The organism is Streptomyces sp. NPDC039480 (assembly GCF_055597165.1).
Map to the genome: position 1 here is coordinate 173793 of NZ_JBVITX010000006.1, position 15268 is coordinate 189060.

Here is a 15268-nt window from a genome sequence, read left to right on the forward strand (position 1 = left end):
TGGCCATCGCGCGCGCCCCGCGCGTGGGACTGATGGGAACGGAGACTCACACGGGGTGTGAACGGAACACCCGCCGTCGCCCGCCGCACCCGGGACCACCCCGCCCACGGGCCCAAACGCCCTGGCCCGCCCGCCAGTTCGAGGCGCCGGGGCGGCCCCGCACATAGGCGGGAACCATCGCTGCGGCCGACCGGTGCCGCCAGTAGCGTCTGCCTGCCCCCCTGTCCCGTACGCAGTACCGCCACCAGCCGTGCGAAGGAACGTGCGAAGGAAGAGGCGCCCGATGGCCGACAGCGGACAGCACCAGCCAAGTTACGAACGCTATCTGGGCGGCAGCCCGGATGCGGAGCGCCGGCTCTTCGAGCGACTGGCCAAGGAACTGATGAAGGTCCAGGAGAAGAACCGGCGCGCGGCCCGGGCGGCGGACATCGGACGCGTCCAGCACGAGAAGGCCGCCCTCGGCGTGGAGAACGCCCGCCTGCGCTTCCACGACGACCTGCCCGAGACGCTGCGCTGCGGCTTCGCCCAGCCCGGCGCCGCGTACCCGGCGACCGTGCGGCTCTCCAACGCGGGCGGCATCCGGCAGGCCGACGGCGCCCCCGACCTGCGCGGCGTCGCCGTGCGCGTCGCCGTGTCCACCGAGGAGCACCACGACCTGCTCGCCACCAACCACCCGGTCTCGCACGCCCGCGACGCCCGTGAGTTCGTCGCCTTCGCCAAGGCCATGGCGGGCGCGACGACCCGGCTGCGGAAAGCCGTCGCGCTCTTCGTCGAACTCCCGCTCACCCTCGGCCCCACCACCGCCACCAGGATGCGCCGCAACGTCCAGGCCGCCACCCGGCGCACCGTGCACAGCCTCGCCGCCGAGACGTACTGGAGCCGCAGCGCCATCCTGTGGGGCGAGGCGGGCCCGGTCCGCTATCTGCTGCGCCCCGCGGGCGGCGCGGCCACCGCCAAGTCCGGCCCCGAGCGCCGCGACCCGCAGTACCTGCGCCGCGACCTGGAGACCCGGCTCGCCCGGCAGGACGTCACCTTCGAACTGTGCCTGCAGCGGTACGTCGACGAGCGCCGCACCCCCGTCGAGGACGGCTCGGTGGAGTGGCTGGAGTCCGTCGCCCCCGCCGTGCCCGTGGCCACGCTCACCATCCCAAGCCAGGACCTCGACACCGCAGAGGCGCGCGCCGCGGGCGGCCGCGTGGAGGTGATGGGCTTCAACCCCTGGTTCACCACCGAGGACTTCCGCCCGCTCGGCAACCTCAACCGGGCCCGCAAGACGGCGTACGAGGCGAGCGCCGCCCACCGGCACGGCCTGCGCTTCGTCACCGAGGAGCCCCTGCGCAACAAGCTGGTCGGCATACCCACCGACGCGGCCCTCCGGCTGCTCAACCGCTATGTGCCGTGGCACAGGCTGCCCGTGCAGGCCGGCCTGCTCAACCTCGTCTTCCTCCGCAAGGCGCTGCGCCGCTTCAACCTCATCGACACCGACGTGCACGAGGCGCCGCCGAAGACCATGCCCGTGCCCGCCCCGGCCGACGAGCAACTGCGCACCGTCCGCTCCTACGACGGGACATACAACGACCTCTCCAGGCCGACCATGGGAGCCGTCGGCGCCCCCTTCGGACGCAACCTCAAGCCCGTCTACCGGCCCGACCTCTTCGACGTCCCCAACCCGGTCACCGTCAGCCGTGAGCTGCTGCACCGCGACACGTTCCTGCCCGCCACCTCGCTGAACGTCCTGGCCGCCGCCTGGATCCAGTTCCAGGTCCACGACTGGGTCAACCACCGCCGCCACAAGCCCGGCGGCAAGTCCGTCGAGGTGCCGCTGCCGCCCGGCACTACCTGGTACAACACCCCGGGCGGGCCCGCCGAACGCGTGATGCGCTTCGCCGACAACGAAGGCGTCGAACTCCCCGGCGACCAGCCGCCGATCCTCTTCGCCAACACCGCGTCGCACTGGTGGGACGGCTCCGAGGTGTACGGCGAGAACGAACACACCGCCAGGTTCCTGCGCGAGCCCGACGGCGGCGCCAAACTCCGCCTGGAGGAGGGCCACCTGCCCATCGGCCCGAACGGCATCCCGCTGACCGGCTTCGCCGAGAGCTGGTGGATGGGCCTCAGCGCGATGCACACCCTCTTCGCCCGCGAGCACAACGCCGTCTGCGACGCGCTGCGGCAGGCCTACCCGTCGATGAGCCAGGAGAGCGTCTACCACACCGCGCGCCTCGTCGTCTCCGCGCTCATCGCCAAGATCCACACCGTGGAGTGGACCCCGGCGATCCTCGCCACCGAGGCCATCGACATCGGTCTGCGCACCAACTGGGAGGGTCCGCCGAGCAGTTGGCTCAACAAGCTCGGCCTCTGGCTGTTCGAGTCGCACTCGCTGACGGGCATACCCAGGACGCTGCCGGACCACCACGGCGCGCCGTACTCCCTGACGGAGGACTTCGTCACCGTCTACCGCATGCACCCCCTGATCCCCGACGACTTCGAGATGCGCGAGCACCACTTCGGGCAGCGCCTGGAGACCCTGGGCTTCCACGACATCCAGGGCGCCGCTGCCGAGGCCGCCATCCGCAAGACGGGCCTCGCCGACACGTTGTACTCCTTCGGCATCTCCCACCCGGGCGCCATCACTCTGCACAACTTCCCGCGCGCGCTCCAGCACTTCGAGCGCGACGGCGAGATCATCGACCTGTCCGTCGTCGACCTCGTCCGCACCCGCAGGCGTGGCGTGCCCCGCTACAACGACTTCCGCGAGGGGCTGCACAAGCAGCGCATCCGCCGCTTCGAGGACCTGTCGCAGGACCCCGAGACCGTCGCCCGCCTCAAGGACGTCTACGGCTCCGTCGACGAGATCGACACCGTGGTCGGCCTGTTCGCCGAGAACCCGCCGCACGGCTTCGGCTTCAGCGACACGGCGTTCCGCATCTTCATCCTGATGGCCACCAGGCGGCTGCAGAGCGACCGCTTCCTGACCGTCGACTTCCGCCCCGAGATCTACACGCCGCTCGGCATCGACTGGGTCCAGAAGGGCGGCATGAACTCCGTTCTCCTCCGGCACTGCCCGGAGCTCGCCGGCCTGCTGCCGCGCGGGGCGAGCGCGTTCGCGCCGTGGCGTCAGGTGCAGCCGATCAGCGACGGTGGCGGGCGTGCGGCCGGCTGACGGCGACCCCGGCCACCCGGGCCTCGCGGACCTGTTCGCCCGGCCCCTCCTGGAGACGGTCTGGCGCCGCCGCACCCACCGGGTGAGCCGCGGCGCCGCCGTCCCCGCGGGCTCGATGAGCTACCGGTCGCCGCACGAGCCGCGGCCCCTGTCCGAGCTGGAGGAGGCGGTGCTCGTCGCGCTCACCGGCTGCACCGGCCTCACCATGCCGGACCGGCCCTTCGACGACCCGCGCGACGGCAAGCCCATCATGGCCAAGCCCAACATGACCATGGCGGGCCGCACCGCGGGCAGCCCCGACAACGCGCAGGGCACCCACTTCTTCCTGATCAACGACTCGGGAACGTACTTCCTGCGCAGACTGGACCCGGCCCCCGACACGCCCCTCGACGCGACGAGCCTGGTCGAGCGGGCCCGGCAGGCGAAGGTCCGCGTCCTCGACCACCGCCTGGACGTCCCCGAGGACCGGCGCGACTTCCCGGCCTACCTGGACTCGAACCGCTTCCTGTCCAACCTCCCCGGGACGACCGTCCTCTTCCCGGTGGTGGACCTCTCCCACCAGTACATCAACGCCCTGATGTACCTGCTCACCCAGCCGGACGACGTCCGCCCCACCCTCGTCGACGACCGCAACTTCTACCGGCCCGCGGGCGTGAAGAAGTGGGTCAAGAACGGCTTCCTCAACGGCGACATCAAGCTGCCGCTGGGCGCCCTCGGCCCGCTGCGCACCCAGATAGAGGCGGACCTGCTCCTGCAGAACCTGATGCTCAGCGCCGAGGCGATGGGCCTCGGCGCCTGGATCCACGCCTCCATCAACCCCCAGATAGCGCTCGGCGACCCGAAGTTCTCCCGCGCGTACGGCAGGATGCTCGGCTTCACCTTCGTCACCCCGCGCTGGCGCCTGCCGGACCTGTGGCGCTGGCACGTCCCGCTCCCCAAGTACGCGAACGTCCGCTCCCACCCGGTCGGCCTCACCTCACCCACGGGCGAACCCCTGATCCAGGCGGCGTGCCCGCCCGCGCACCCCTCGATGACGGCGGCGGTCGACGCGGTGATCCGCGCCAAGTTCGGCCCCGGCGGCACCTACGGCGACAAGGACGTCTTCGCCCGCATCTACAAGGAGGAGTACGGGCAGCGGTACCTGGCGGAGGCGAGTGAGTACGAGGAGCGGGTGATCGAATGCGCGCGGGACATCTGCGAGTACATCCTGCGCACCCACCGCCGCTTCCCCGCGCACACGGACGCGATCCACGTCCCGGGGGTGTGGCTCCAGGTCCACCACGTGGAGACGGAGTACTACGACAAGTACTTCAACGCGGGCCTGACGGACGCACACCGCCGCCACGAAGACCTGTGGGACACCTGACAGAGGACGGTGGGGCGGGGGTCACGCCAGGGGCGGCACCACACAGTCGATGAGGAAGGGACCCGGCTCGGCGAGGCCCCGCTTGAGGAGCGCCGCGAACTCCTCGGCCGTCGTGGCCCGTTCCGCTGGCACGCCCATCCCGCGCGCCAGCGAGACGAAGTCGAGGGACGGCCCGGACAGGTCGAGGAGCCGCCGCGCCCGCATGCCGTCCCCTGCCGCCCCCACCGTCCCCAGTTCCAGATTGAGGATCGCGTACGACCGGTTGTCGAAGACGACCGTCGTGACGTCGAGCCCCTCCCGCGCCTGCGTCCACAGCGCCTGCGGCGTGTACATCGACGCGCCGTCCCCGACCAGCGCGAGCACGGGCCGGTCGGGACAGGCCACGCCCGCCCCCACCGCGAGCGGCATCCCCTGCCCCATCGAGCCACCGGTCAGCGTCAGCCAGTCGTGCGGCGGGGCGCCGGCGGTCGCGCCGGGCAGCCACAGCCCCGACGTGTTCGCCTCGTCGACGACGACGGCACCCTCCGGCAGCAGCGCCCCGATCACCGCGGCCGCCGACTCGGCGGTCAGCTCACCGCTGGGCAGCGCCGGCCGCACCGCCTCCTCCCGTACCCGGCCCGCGCCGGGCCCGACGACTTCGGCGAGCCCTTCGAGCGCCGCCGTCACGTCCTCCGCGCCGACCGTGAGCCGGTGCACGGCGCACCCCTCGGGCACCAGCGCCCCGCTCTGCCCCGGATAGGCGAAGAAGGCCACCGGCGACGCGGCTCCGGCGAGCACGAGGTGCCGCAGGCCCGCCAGTTGGCCGAGGGCGCCCGACGCGAAGTAGCCGAGCCGTTCGACGGCGGGCCGTCCCGCGCCCCGCTCCAGACGGGCCGGGAACGTCTCGCACAGGAGCTTCGCCCCTGTCGCCGCGGCGATCCGCCCCGCGGCCTCGAGTCCGGCGCCGCGCACGGCGGCCCCGCCGAGCAGCAGCGCGACCTCCGCACCGGACCGCAGCGCCTCGGCGGCGCCGGTCACGGCGTCCACGGACACCAGACCGTGGCGTGCCGGGGCGGGCGGCACGGCGGCGGGCGGTTCGCCCGCCTCCGACCAGGACACGTCGGCGGGCACGACCAGCGTCGCGACGGCGCCGGGCGGCCCGGTCGCCGCGGCGACGGCGGCCGCGACGTCACCGGCGAGTTCGGTGGCGTAGTACGTACGCCGCGTCCAGGCCGAGACGGTGCCGGCCAGCGCCCCGATGTCGGACTCCAGGGGCGCGTCGAGCCGCTTGTGGTGCAGGGCGTGGTCGCCGACGACGTTGACGACGGGCGTCGCGGCCCGTCGCGCGTTGTGCAGGTTGGGCAGGCCGCCCGCGAGGCCGGGCCCGAGGTGCAGCAGCGTGCACGCGGGACGGCCCGTCAGCCGCCCGTACCCGTCGGCGGCGCCCGTGGCCACGCCCTCGAAGAGACACAGCACGGGCCGCAGCTCGGGCGTCTCGTCGAGCGCGGCCACGAAGTGCATCTCGGAGGTGCCGGGATTGGCGAAGCAGGCGCGGACACCCGCGCCCACAAGGCCGTCGATCAGGATCTGCGCTCCGTTCGGCATGGCGGTCCGCCTCTGCTGGGGTGGCGAGGGTGGGACAGGCCAGTCTTCACGGGGTGCGGGCCGCGGCGGCAGCCGGGATCCGGCCAGCCGCCACGGGCGTTCCGGGGCCGAATCTGCGCCGGTAGTCGGACGGGCTCAGCCCCGTCTCGCGGCGCAGCCGGGCCCGCAGATTGGCCAGGGTGCCCAGGCCGCTGAGGTGCGCGACCACGTCCAGACGCTCCTCGCCGCGCTCGATGAGTCGGCAGGCCAGAGCCACGCGCTCGCCGGTCAGCCAGGCCAGCGGCGTGGTGCCCAGCTGGGCCCGGAAGCGCCGGTGCAGGGTCGCGGTGCTCACCCCGGCGCGGGCCGCGAGCCCCGCCACGGTGACGGGGTCGCCGAGCCGCTCCTGCGCCCAGGCGAGCACCGGCGCGAGGGACTCGTCCCGCACCTCCGGAACGGGGCGTTCCACGAACTGCCGCTGGCCGCCGTCCCGGTGCGCCGCGAAGACGAGTCGCCTGCTCACGGAGTTGGCGACCTCCGCGCCGAAGTCCTTGCGGACGATGTGCAGACCCAGGTCGATGGCGGCCGCGCTGCCCGCCGCGGTGAGAATGTCGCCGTCGTCCACGAACAGCACGTCGGGTTCGAGCTGCACGGCCGGAAACCGCTCACGGAAGGAGTCGGCCCACTGCCAGTGGGTGGACGCCCGGCGGCCGTCGAGGATGCCCGACTCGGCGAGCGCGAAGGCGCCGGTGCAGAAGCTCATGATCCGGGCGCCGCGCGCGTGGGCCCGCCGGATCGCGGCGAGCACGTCCGGTGCGCGCGGCACGGTGTTGTCGGGGCGGCCCGGCATGATCAGCGTATCCGCGGTGTCCACGGCGTCGAGACCGGGCACGCCGGCGAGGGTGAAGAACCCGTGGTTCATGCGGACGCCCGGCCTCGGGGCGCACAGGACGATCTCGTACAGCGCGCCCTGCAGGCCGAGTTCGGGCCGTGGCAGTCCGAACACCTCGGTGGCGACTCCGACTTCGAAGGGGTTGGTGCCCTCGTCGACGACGACCACGACGCGGTGCGGTGGCCGCTCGGCGGGCGGCTGCGAGGATTCTTGCGGCATGTGCGATTTCTAGCACTCGTGGCGGTGGTCCGGCGCGCCGGAGGATCACCTCATGAACAGTGAACCCACCGCCGTGAGCACCGAACCCATCGCCCTCGACCAGGCCTTCGCCTCCTTCGACGCCCTGTGGAGCCCCCGCATCGTCACCTCTGTCAACGACTACGACGTACGCGTCGCCAAGGTCGAGGGCGAACACGTCTGGCACGTCCACGACAATACTGACGAGTTCTTCCTGGTCCTCGGCGGCGAGCTCCACATCGACCTGCGCGAACCGTCGGGGGAGCGCAGGGTCACGCTCCCGCAGGGCTCGCTCTACACGGTCCCGCGCGGCATTGAACACCGCCCGTACGCCCCCCAGGGCGCCCGCATCCTCCTCTTCGAACCCACCGGCACCCTGACGGTCGGCGACCGTCACGACGAGATCCCGGACCACGTCGACGCGACGACGGGCCACGCCCTGACCGGCTGAGTCCGTCCGGGCAGGGCGGCCTTCCTGTTCAAGCTATTCAAGTTTGACTAGGCTGCGCGCATGCCCGAGAAAACGATCCCGCTCCTCCCGTGCCGGACCATCCAGCCGGTGGTCGACTTCTACACCGCGCTGGGCTTCGAGACGACCTACCTCCAGAAGAGCCCCTATCCGTACGCCGCCGTCGAACGCGGCACCATCGAGCTGCAGTTCTTCGTCATGAAGGAGTACGACCCCCAGGAGTCCTACTCCGGGTGCTACATCCTCACGGACGACGTGGAGACCCTGTACGCCGCCTTCCGCGCCGGGCTGAAGGCGGCGTACGGCAAGATCCCCACCCGCGGGCTGCCCCGCATCGGGCCGCTCAAGGACATGTCGTACGGGGTGAGGCAGTTCCTGATGACCGACCCCGGCGGCAACAGCATCCGTGTCGGGCAGCCGATCAGTGAGGACCAGTCGATGCGACCCGTGCCCAAGGGGACCTTCGCGCGGGCGCTGCACATGGCCGATCTGTTCGTCGACTCCAAGGAGGACCTGCCGGGCGCCGCGAAGATCATCGACAGGGCGCTCGGGCTCACCGACGAACGGCCCACCCCCGAGCAGGAGCTGCGCCTGCTCGTCCTGCGCGGCGACATCGCCCGGCGGCTCGGCGACGACGAGCTCGCCGAGCGGCTCCTGGGCCGGGCCGCCGAGCTCCCGCTCACCGAGGCGGAACGGGAGTCCGTGCGCGACGCCCTGGCGCGCCTCGCCGAGCTGAGCGCTCCGTAAGAGAGCCGTCAAGACGGCTGAACGCGCCGTATGGAGGGTGTCAACGAAGGTCGTGGACGGCCGAAAGGGCGGTTACCTCTAACCGTCCGAGCAAGCACTGCACCGTCCACGTCCTTCAGGAGCTCACGATGGCCGACCTGGCCTTCGTCGCCACCACGATCGCGGTCTTCGCGCTGGTGGCCCTCGTCGCCAAGGGGGTGACGAAGCTGTGACCGCCGAGAACATCGTCGGCCTCGTCGTGGCCGTCGCTCTCCTGGGCTATCTCGTCCTCGCCCTCGTCTTTCCGGAGAGGTTCTGAGTACGGATATGAGCCCCGCCCTCGCCGGTGTGCTCCAGCTGCTCGCGCTCATAGCGGCGCTCGCGCTGGCACACCGCCCGCTCGGTGACTACATGGCCCGCGTCTACGGCTCGAAGAAGCACCTTCGCGCCGAGAAGTGGATCTACAAGGCCATCGGTGCCGATCCCGACACGGAGATGCGCTGGCCCGCGTACCTGCGCGGCGTCCTCGCCTTCTCCGCGGCCGGTGTCCTCTTCCTCTATCTGCTGCAGCGGCTCCAGGGCTCGCTGCCCGGCTCGCTCGGCTTCACGTCCATCGACCCGGACCAGGCGTTCAACACCGCGGCGTCGTTCGTGGCGAACACCAACTGGCAGTCGTACTCCGGCGAACAGGCCATGGGCCACGTCGTGCAGACCGGCGGCCTCGCCGTGCAGAACTTCGTCTCCGCGGCCGTCGGCATCGCCGTCGCGATCGCTCTGGTACGCGGCTTCGCCCGCTCCCGCACCGGTGAGCTCGGCAACTTCTGGGCCGACCTGGTGCGCGGCACCGTCCGCGTCCTCCTCCCCATCTCCGTCATCGGCGCGCTCGTCCTCGTCGCCTGCGGCGCCCTCCAGAACTTCTCCGGCATCCACGAGGTCGGCCAGTTCATCGGCGGGAAGCAGGAGTGGAACGGCGGCGCCGTCGCCTCCCAGGAGGTCATCAAGGAGCTGGGCACGAACGGCGGCGGCTACTTCAACGCCAACTCCGCGCACCCCTTCGAGAACCCGAACCCGATCTCGAACCTCTTCGAGATCTTCCTGATCCTGCTCATCCCGTTCGCGCTGACGCGGACCTTCGGCAGGATGGTCGGCTCGCTCAGGCAGGGCTACGCGGTCCTCGCCACCATGGCCACGATCTGGCTCGGCTTCACCGCGCTGATGATGTGGACCGAGTTCCACCACGGCGCCCCGGCCTACGACCTGGCGGGCGGCGCGATGGAGGGCAAGGAGACCCGGTTCGGGGTCGCCGGCTCGTCGATCTTCGCGGTGGCCACCACGCTCACCTCCACCGGCGCCGTGAACTCCTTCCACTCCTCCTACACCGGCTTCGGCGGCGGCATCCAGATGCTCGGCATGCAGCTCGGCGAGATCGCGCCGGGCGGCACGGGGTCGGGCCTCTACGGCATGCTCATCATGGCCATGATCGCCGTGTTCATCGCGGGCCTCATGGTCGGACGCACCCCGGAGTACCTGGGCAAGAAGATCGGCACCCGCGAGATCAAGCTGGCGGCCTGCTACATCCTCGTCACCCCGGCGCTCGTCCTCGGCTTCACGGCCGTCGCGATGGCCCTGCCCACCCCGGCCGACTCGATGACGAACTCCGGCGCGCACGGCTTCTCCGAGATCCTGTACGCCTACACGTCCGGGGCCAACAACAACGGCTCGGCCTTCGCGGGCCTCGGCGCCGACACGCAGTGGTTCAACACCACGCTCGGCCTCGCGATGCTGCTCGGCCGCTTCCTGCCGATGGTGTTCGTCCTCGCGCTCGCGGGGTCGCTCGCCGAGCAGCAGCCGGTCCCCGCGACCGCGGGCACCCTGCGTACCGAGAAGCCGCTGTTCACCGGTCTGCTGGTCGGCACCATCATGATCATCACCGGTCTCACCTATTTCCCCGCGCTCGCGCTGGGACCGCTTGCCGAGGGGCTGGCGTCATGAGCACTCACACCACACAGCACGACAGTGACGGCCGGTCCGGCGGGGCAGCGGCATCCGTCGCCACCGCCGACCGCGCCCCCCACCACGACGTCCCCAGCGGCCACACCTCCGCCGAAGCCGGCAAGGTCGGCGCGGGCCTCTTCGACCCGGCCCAGCTGCTCAAGTCGCTGCCGGACGCCTTCCGCAAGCTGGACCCGCGCGTCATGGTCAAGTCGCCGGTCATGTTCGTGGTCCTGATCGGCTCGGTGGTCACCACCGTGCTGGCGGTCAAGGACCCGGGGGACTGGTTCGGCTGGGCGATCACCGCCTGGCTCTGGCTGACCACGGTCTTCGCCAACCTCGCGGAGGCCGTCGCCGAGGGCCGCGGCAAGGCGCAGGCCGACACCCTGCGCAAGGCCAAGACCGACACCGTGGCGCGCCGCCTGACCGGCGGCGTCGAGGAGTCGGTGCCCGGCACCGACCTGCGCATCGGCGACCTCGTCGTCTGCGAGGCCGGCGACATCATCCCCGGCGACGGTGACGTCGTCGAGGGCGTGGCCTCCGTCGACGAGTCCGCGATCACCGGCGAATCGGCCCCCGTCATCCGCGAGTCCGGCGGTGACCGGTCCGCCGTCACGGGCGGTACGAAGGTCCTCTCCGACCGCGTCGTCATCAAGATCACGACGAAGCCCGGCGAGACGTTCATCGACCGCATGATCAACCTGGTCGAGGGCGCGGCCCGCCAGAAGACGCCCAACGAGATCGCCCTGAACATCCTCCTGGCGTCCCTCACCATCGTCTTCCTGCTGGCCGTCGTCTCGCTCAAGCCCTTCGCGATCTACGCGGGAGCCGACGACCAGACCTCGATGATCGTCCTGACGGCGCTCCTCGTCTGCCTCATCCCGACGACCATCGGCGCGCTGCTCTCCGCGATCGGCATCGCGGGCATGGACCGCCTGGTGCAGCGCAACGTCCTCGCCATGTCGGGCCGGGCCGTCGAGGCCGCGGGCGACGTGTCGACCCTGCTGCTCGACAAGACCGGCACCATCACCCTCGGCAACCGCCAGGCCGCCGAGTTCGTGCCGGTGCGCGGCACCACGGAGGCCGAGGTCGCCGACGCGGCCCAGCTCTCCTCACTGGCCGACGAGACGCCCGAGGGCCGCTCCATCGTCGTACTCGCCAAGGAGAAGTACGGTCTGCGCGAGCGGCACCAGGGCGAGCTGACCGGCGCCGAGTGGGTGCCGTTCACCGCGCAGACCCGCATGTCGGGCGTGGACGTCGACGGGCGCAAGGTCCGCAAGGGCGCGACCGGTTCGGTCGTCGCCTGGGTCGAGGAACGTGGTGGCGAGGTCGCCGAGGATGCGCAGGAACTCAACGACCGCATTTCACAGGCTGGTGGCACGCCGCTGCTGGTGGCTGTGGAAGACGCTGACGGCGCCCGGGTCCTCGGGGTGATCCACCTCAAGGACGTCGTCAAGGAGGGCATGCGCGAGCGCTTCGACGAACTGCGCCGCATGGGCATCAAGACCGTCATGATCACCGGTGACAACCCGCTCACCGCCAAGGCCATCGCGGACGAGGCGGGCGTGGACGACTTCCTCGCCGAGGCCACGCCCGAGGACAAGATGGCGCTGATCAAGCGGGAACAGGCCGGCGGCAAGCTGGTCGCGATGACCGGCGACGGCACCAACGACGCTCCCGCGCTCGCCCAGGCCGACGTCGGCGTGGCCATGAACACCGGCACCTCGGCCGCCAAGGAGGCCGGGAACATGGTGGACCTGGACTCCAACCCGACGAAGCTCATCGAGATCGTCGAGATCGGCAAGCAGCTCCTCATCACCCGGGGCGCGCTGACGACCTTCTCCATCGCCAACGACGTCGCGAAGTACTTCGCCATCATCCCGGCCATGTTCGCGGTGGCGTACCCGAGCCTCGACAAGCTCAACATCATGAACCTGTCGTCGCCGGAGTCCGCGATCCTCTCCGCGGTCGTCTTCAACGCGCTGATCATCGTCGCGCTCGTGCCGCTGGCCCTGAAGGGCGTGCGGTACCGGCCGATGAGCGCGGACCGGATGCTGCGGCGCAACCTCGGCGTCTACGGCCTCGGCGGACTCGTCGCCCCGTTCATCGGCATCAAGATCATTGACGTACTCATCTCTCTCATCCCCGGCATTGGGTGACTCGGCCATGAACAACTCCGTAGGAAACACCGCCCGGTTGCTCGGCGCGGGACTGCGCGCCCTGCTCGTCCTCACCGTGGTCTGCGGCGTCCTCTATCCGCTCGCGGTGACCGGCGTCGCCCAGGCCCTCTTCCACGACAAGGCCAACGGCTCCGAGGTGAGCGCGGACGGCGAGGTCGTCGGCTCCGAACTCATCGGCCAGCGCTACGACCTGCCGCTGAAGAAGGGCCAGGAGACGGCCGTACCGGACCTCAAGTGGTTCCAGCCCCGCCCCTCCAACGGCCTCGGCGAGAACACCGTCAACACCCAGTACAAGCTGCTCCTGTCCGGCGCCACCAACCTCTCCGGCGACAACAAGGACCTCATCCGGCAGGTGAAGGACGCCAAGGCGGCCGTCATCAAGGACAACTCCACCGCGGACCACCGGGTCGAGCCCTCCGACGTGCCCGCCGACGCGGTCACCTCCTCCGGCTCCGGCCTCGACCCGCACATCTCCCCGGCCTACGCCGACCTCCAGGTCCACCGCGTCGCCGCGAGGAACCACCTGGACGTCCGGCAGGTCCAGAAGCTGGTCGACGCGCACACCGACGGGCGGACCCTCGGCTTCGTCGGCGAGCCGCGCGTCAACGTCCTGCGGCTCAACATCGCCCTGAAGGAGCTGGCCGGCGCCGACGGGTCCTGAGGGGGGCGGGGCCGGGCCGTCAGGCGGGGGCGGCCCGGACCGTCAAGGGGCCGGGTCCGAGTCGCGCAGTACCGTTCGGATGAACTCCTCGGCCCCCGAGATCTGCTGTGCGTCGATCTCCACCTCCTTGCCGTCGGGGTGCCGGACGACGATGGAGAGGTCCGCGCGGCGCTGCTTGATCCAGAGCTGCGCGGACGCGACCAGCGCGGCGACCGTGCCGCTGCTGACGGCGGTGAGGACGAGCTCGGTCATGGCGCCCATCTGCCCGGGCTCCGGGGCGCCGCTCCGCAGCCGGACCCGGCCCCGGAGCTCGTCCTCCCGCTGCAGCCAGGCGTACAGGTCCCGGACCAGCGTCGTGCCGGACCCCGCGGGGCCGCCTGTCACCTCGATCTGTACCGCCATCGCCGCACCACCGAAATCCGTTTCCGCGCCCGCGCCCGCGCATGGACGTCTCGTCATACTGTGCCCCACGACAACACGGTCCGGCCGTACGTCAATTGGCCCGACCCCGACTCCGAAGTGGTGATGCAGTGCGTACAGCGGTGGCCGCGTTCGACGTGGGAGGCACCCCTTCCCGGCTGCGCGGCTGACGGACGCCCCACCCGTCACGGAAGAGGCGCGCACCAGCCCTCGCCCCCCGGCAGGTCGGCCGACTTCAGCGGCCCCCACGAACCCCGCGGATACTCCAGCGGCGCCTCCCGCACTTCCAAGGCGGGCGCCACGACGCGCCACGACTCCTCCACGGTGCGCATCGACACGAACCGTCCCGTCCTGCCCAGCAGAGCGTCCGAAAGCAGATGCGTGTACGCCTCCCACGCGCCCCCGGAGGTGTCCGCGGTCGGCATGTCCGCCAGGTCGAGGCGGAGGTCTACCGGCACCGGGCCGGGATCCGCCCCCGGGCCACGGGCGTTGAGCGTGAGCACGGCCCCGCCCTGGCCACCGATCCGGAAGCGGACGCGGGCCGGCCCCGGTTCCTTCCGGGCGAACCAGAGACGGTGCTCGGTGGGCACGAAGTCGACCACCACCTCGATCGCCGTGGCCGCGAGACCTTTGCCGGAGCGCAGCAGGAACGGGACCCCGCGCCACCGCTCGGCGTCGAGGTCGAGCCGCAGCGCCGCGAAGGTCTCCACCGTCGAATCGGCGGCCACCCCCGGCTCCGCCCGGTACCCCGCGTACTGCCCGCGGACGAGGTGCCCGGGAGCCACCGGACGCACCCCGGCGAGCGCGTCCGCGATCCGCTCGCGGAAGGCCTCCGCGGTGCCGTCGGCCGGACGCTCCATCGCCACTATGCCGACGAGCTGCAGCAGATGGCTCTGCACCACGTCGCGGACCGCCCCGATCCCCTCGTACAGCGCGCCCCGGCCGTCCACACCCCTGACCTCGCAATGCGTGATCTGCACCCGGGAAATGGTTCTCCGGTCCCAGGCCGACTCCAGAAAGGGATTGCAGAAACGAAAAGCCAGCAGATTCTCGACGGCCTCCTTCCCGAGATAGTGATCGATTCTCAGGACGGAGTCGGCGGAGAACACCTCGAGCAAGGAGGCATTGAGCCGCCGGGCCGAGTCCAGGTCATTGCCGAAAGGCTTCTCCACGAGCACGGCGCCCGGCGGCAGGCGTACGGCCCCCATCGTCGCGATCGTCGCGGTGGCCCGCGGCGGCGGAACGCCGAGGAAATACACGGGACGGGCCGCCGGGCGCAGCGCCCCGGCCACCTCCTCCAGCGTGCCGCGCCCCGTCGTGTCCCCCTCGACGAAGCACGTCCCCGCGAGCAGCCCCCGCACCGCCGCGCGGTCCGCCGGGCCGCACATGTCGTGCACGGCCGCGGCCACGAACTTCTCGAAGCCCGCCCGGCCGAGCCCGGGCAGTCCGACGGCGACGACCGGGGGCACCCACTGCTCCGACAGCGACAAGCGATAGAGCGCGGGCCACAATTTCCGGCGCGCCAGATCTCCGGTCGCGCCGAAAAGGACCAGAGCATCTGCTGATGCGTTCGTCACGCACCCTCCTCAAGGAGAACCG

12 protein-coding genes are annotated in these 15268 nt (G+C 71.3%); 8 read left to right on the forward strand and 4 right to left on the reverse strand.

Annotated features, from left to right (window positions below; all coding sequences use genetic code 11):
* Positions 1-283: 283 nt before the first annotated feature.
* Entirely contained in the window at positions 284-3163 is a 2880-nt protein-coding gene (locus tag ACZ56E_RS20375; protein WP_471215948.1) for a peroxidase family protein, read from the forward strand.
* A complete protein-coding gene (locus tag ACZ56E_RS20380; RefSeq protein ID WP_471215950.1) occupies positions 3150-4529 on the forward strand; it encodes a hypothetical protein in 1380 nt (459 codons plus the stop codon). Before ACZ56E_RS20375 ends, ACZ56E_RS20380 begins: the two co-directional genes overlap by 14 nt.
* A gap of 21 nt (positions 4530-4550) precedes the next feature.
* On the opposite strand, the gene ACZ56E_RS20385 is transcribed toward ACZ56E_RS20380, so the two are convergent.
* A complete protein-coding gene (locus ACZ56E_RS20385; RefSeq protein ID WP_471215952.1) occupies positions 4551-6113 on the reverse strand; it encodes an acetolactate synthase large subunit in 1563 nt (520 codons plus the stop codon).
* A 46-nt stretch (positions 6114-6159) separates the two neighbouring features.
* A complete protein-coding gene (locus ACZ56E_RS20390; RefSeq protein WP_471215954.1) occupies positions 6160-7203 on the reverse strand; it encodes a GlxA family transcriptional regulator in 1044 nt (347 codons plus the stop codon).
* 73 nt (positions 7204-7276) lie between these two features.
* Here ACZ56E_RS20390 and ACZ56E_RS20395 point away from each other — a divergent pair, with 73 nt between their 5' ends.
* The 6 genes from ACZ56E_RS20395 to ACZ56E_RS20420 all read left to right on the forward strand — a co-directional run bounded on the left by ACZ56E_RS20395 (position 7277) and on the right by ACZ56E_RS20420 (position 13249).
* Entirely contained in the window at positions 7277-7672 is a 396-nt protein-coding gene (locus ACZ56E_RS20395) for a cupin domain-containing protein (RefSeq protein WP_471216408.1), read from the forward strand.
* 60 nt (positions 7673-7732) lie between these two features.
* Positions 7733-8437 (forward strand): bleomycin resistance protein, encoded by a 705-nt coding sequence (locus ACZ56E_RS20400; protein WP_471215956.1) that lies wholly within the window; start codon positions 7733-7735, stop codon positions 8435-8437.
* A 208-nt stretch (positions 8438-8645) separates the two neighbouring features.
* Positions 8646-8735 carry a K(+)-transporting ATPase subunit F gene (gene kdpF / locus ACZ56E_RS20405; protein ID WP_033264828.1) on the forward strand — a complete coding sequence of 30 codons (90 nt, stop codon included), beginning with the start codon at positions 8646-8648 and terminating at the stop codon, positions 8733-8735.
* An 8-nt stretch (positions 8736-8743) separates the two neighbouring features.
* A complete protein-coding gene (kdpA, locus tag ACZ56E_RS20410) occupies positions 8744-10408 on the forward strand; it encodes a potassium-transporting ATPase subunit KdpA (protein ID WP_471215958.1) in 1665 nt (554 codons plus the stop codon).
* A complete protein-coding gene (gene kdpB / locus ACZ56E_RS20415) occupies positions 10405-12567 on the forward strand; it encodes a potassium-transporting ATPase subunit KdpB (RefSeq protein WP_471215960.1) in 2163 nt (720 codons plus the stop codon). Before kdpA ends, kdpB begins: the two co-directional genes overlap by 4 nt.
* A 7-nt stretch (positions 12568-12574) precedes the next feature.
* Positions 12575-13249: a potassium-transporting ATPase subunit C gene (locus tag ACZ56E_RS20420; RefSeq protein WP_471215962.1), complete on the forward strand. Its 675-nt coding sequence runs from the start codon at positions 12575-12577 to the stop codon at positions 13247-13249.
* A 42-nt stretch (positions 13250-13291) separates the two neighbouring features.
* On the opposite strand, the gene ACZ56E_RS20425 is transcribed toward ACZ56E_RS20420, so the two are convergent.
* Positions 13292-13651 (reverse strand): effector-associated constant component EACC1, encoded by a 360-nt coding sequence (locus tag ACZ56E_RS20425; protein WP_471215964.1) that lies wholly within the window; start codon positions 13649-13651, stop codon positions 13292-13294.
* 203 nt (positions 13652-13854) lie between these two features.
* Complete coding sequence (locus ACZ56E_RS20430; RefSeq protein ID WP_471215966.1) at positions 13855-15246, reverse strand: glucose-6-phosphate dehydrogenase; 1392 nt, start codon at positions 15244-15246, stop codon at positions 13855-13857.
* Between the last annotated feature and the right edge of the window lie 22 nt (positions 15247-15268).

Coding starts and splice junctions, on each gene's coding strand:
- ACZ56E_RS20385 (WP_471215952.1), bottom strand. CDS start 6,113: ATGCCGAACGGAGCGCAGATCCTGATCGACGGCCTTGTGGGCGCGGGT.
- ACZ56E_RS20390 (WP_471215954.1), bottom strand. CDS start 7,203: ATGCCGCAAGAATCCTCGCAGCCGCCCGCCGAGCGGCCACCGCACCGC.
- ACZ56E_RS20375 (WP_471215948.1), top strand. CDS start 284: ATGGCCGACAGCGGACAGCACCAGCCAAGTTACGAACGCTATCTGGGC.
- kdpA (WP_471215958.1), top strand. CDS start 8,744: ATGAGCCCCGCCCTCGCCGGTGTGCTCCAGCTGCTCGCGCTCATAGCG.
- ACZ56E_RS20420 (WP_471215962.1), top strand. CDS start 12,575: ATGAACAACTCCGTAGGAAACACCGCCCGGTTGCTCGGCGCGGGACTG.
- ACZ56E_RS20425 (WP_471215964.1), bottom strand. CDS start 13,651: ATGGCGGTACAGATCGAGGTGACAGGCGGCCCCGCGGGGTCCGGCACG.
- ACZ56E_RS20400 (WP_471215956.1), top strand. CDS start 7,733: ATGCCCGAGAAAACGATCCCGCTCCTCCCGTGCCGGACCATCCAGCCG.
- kdpB (WP_471215960.1), top strand. CDS start 10,405: ATGAGCACTCACACCACACAGCACGACAGTGACGGCCGGTCCGGCGGG.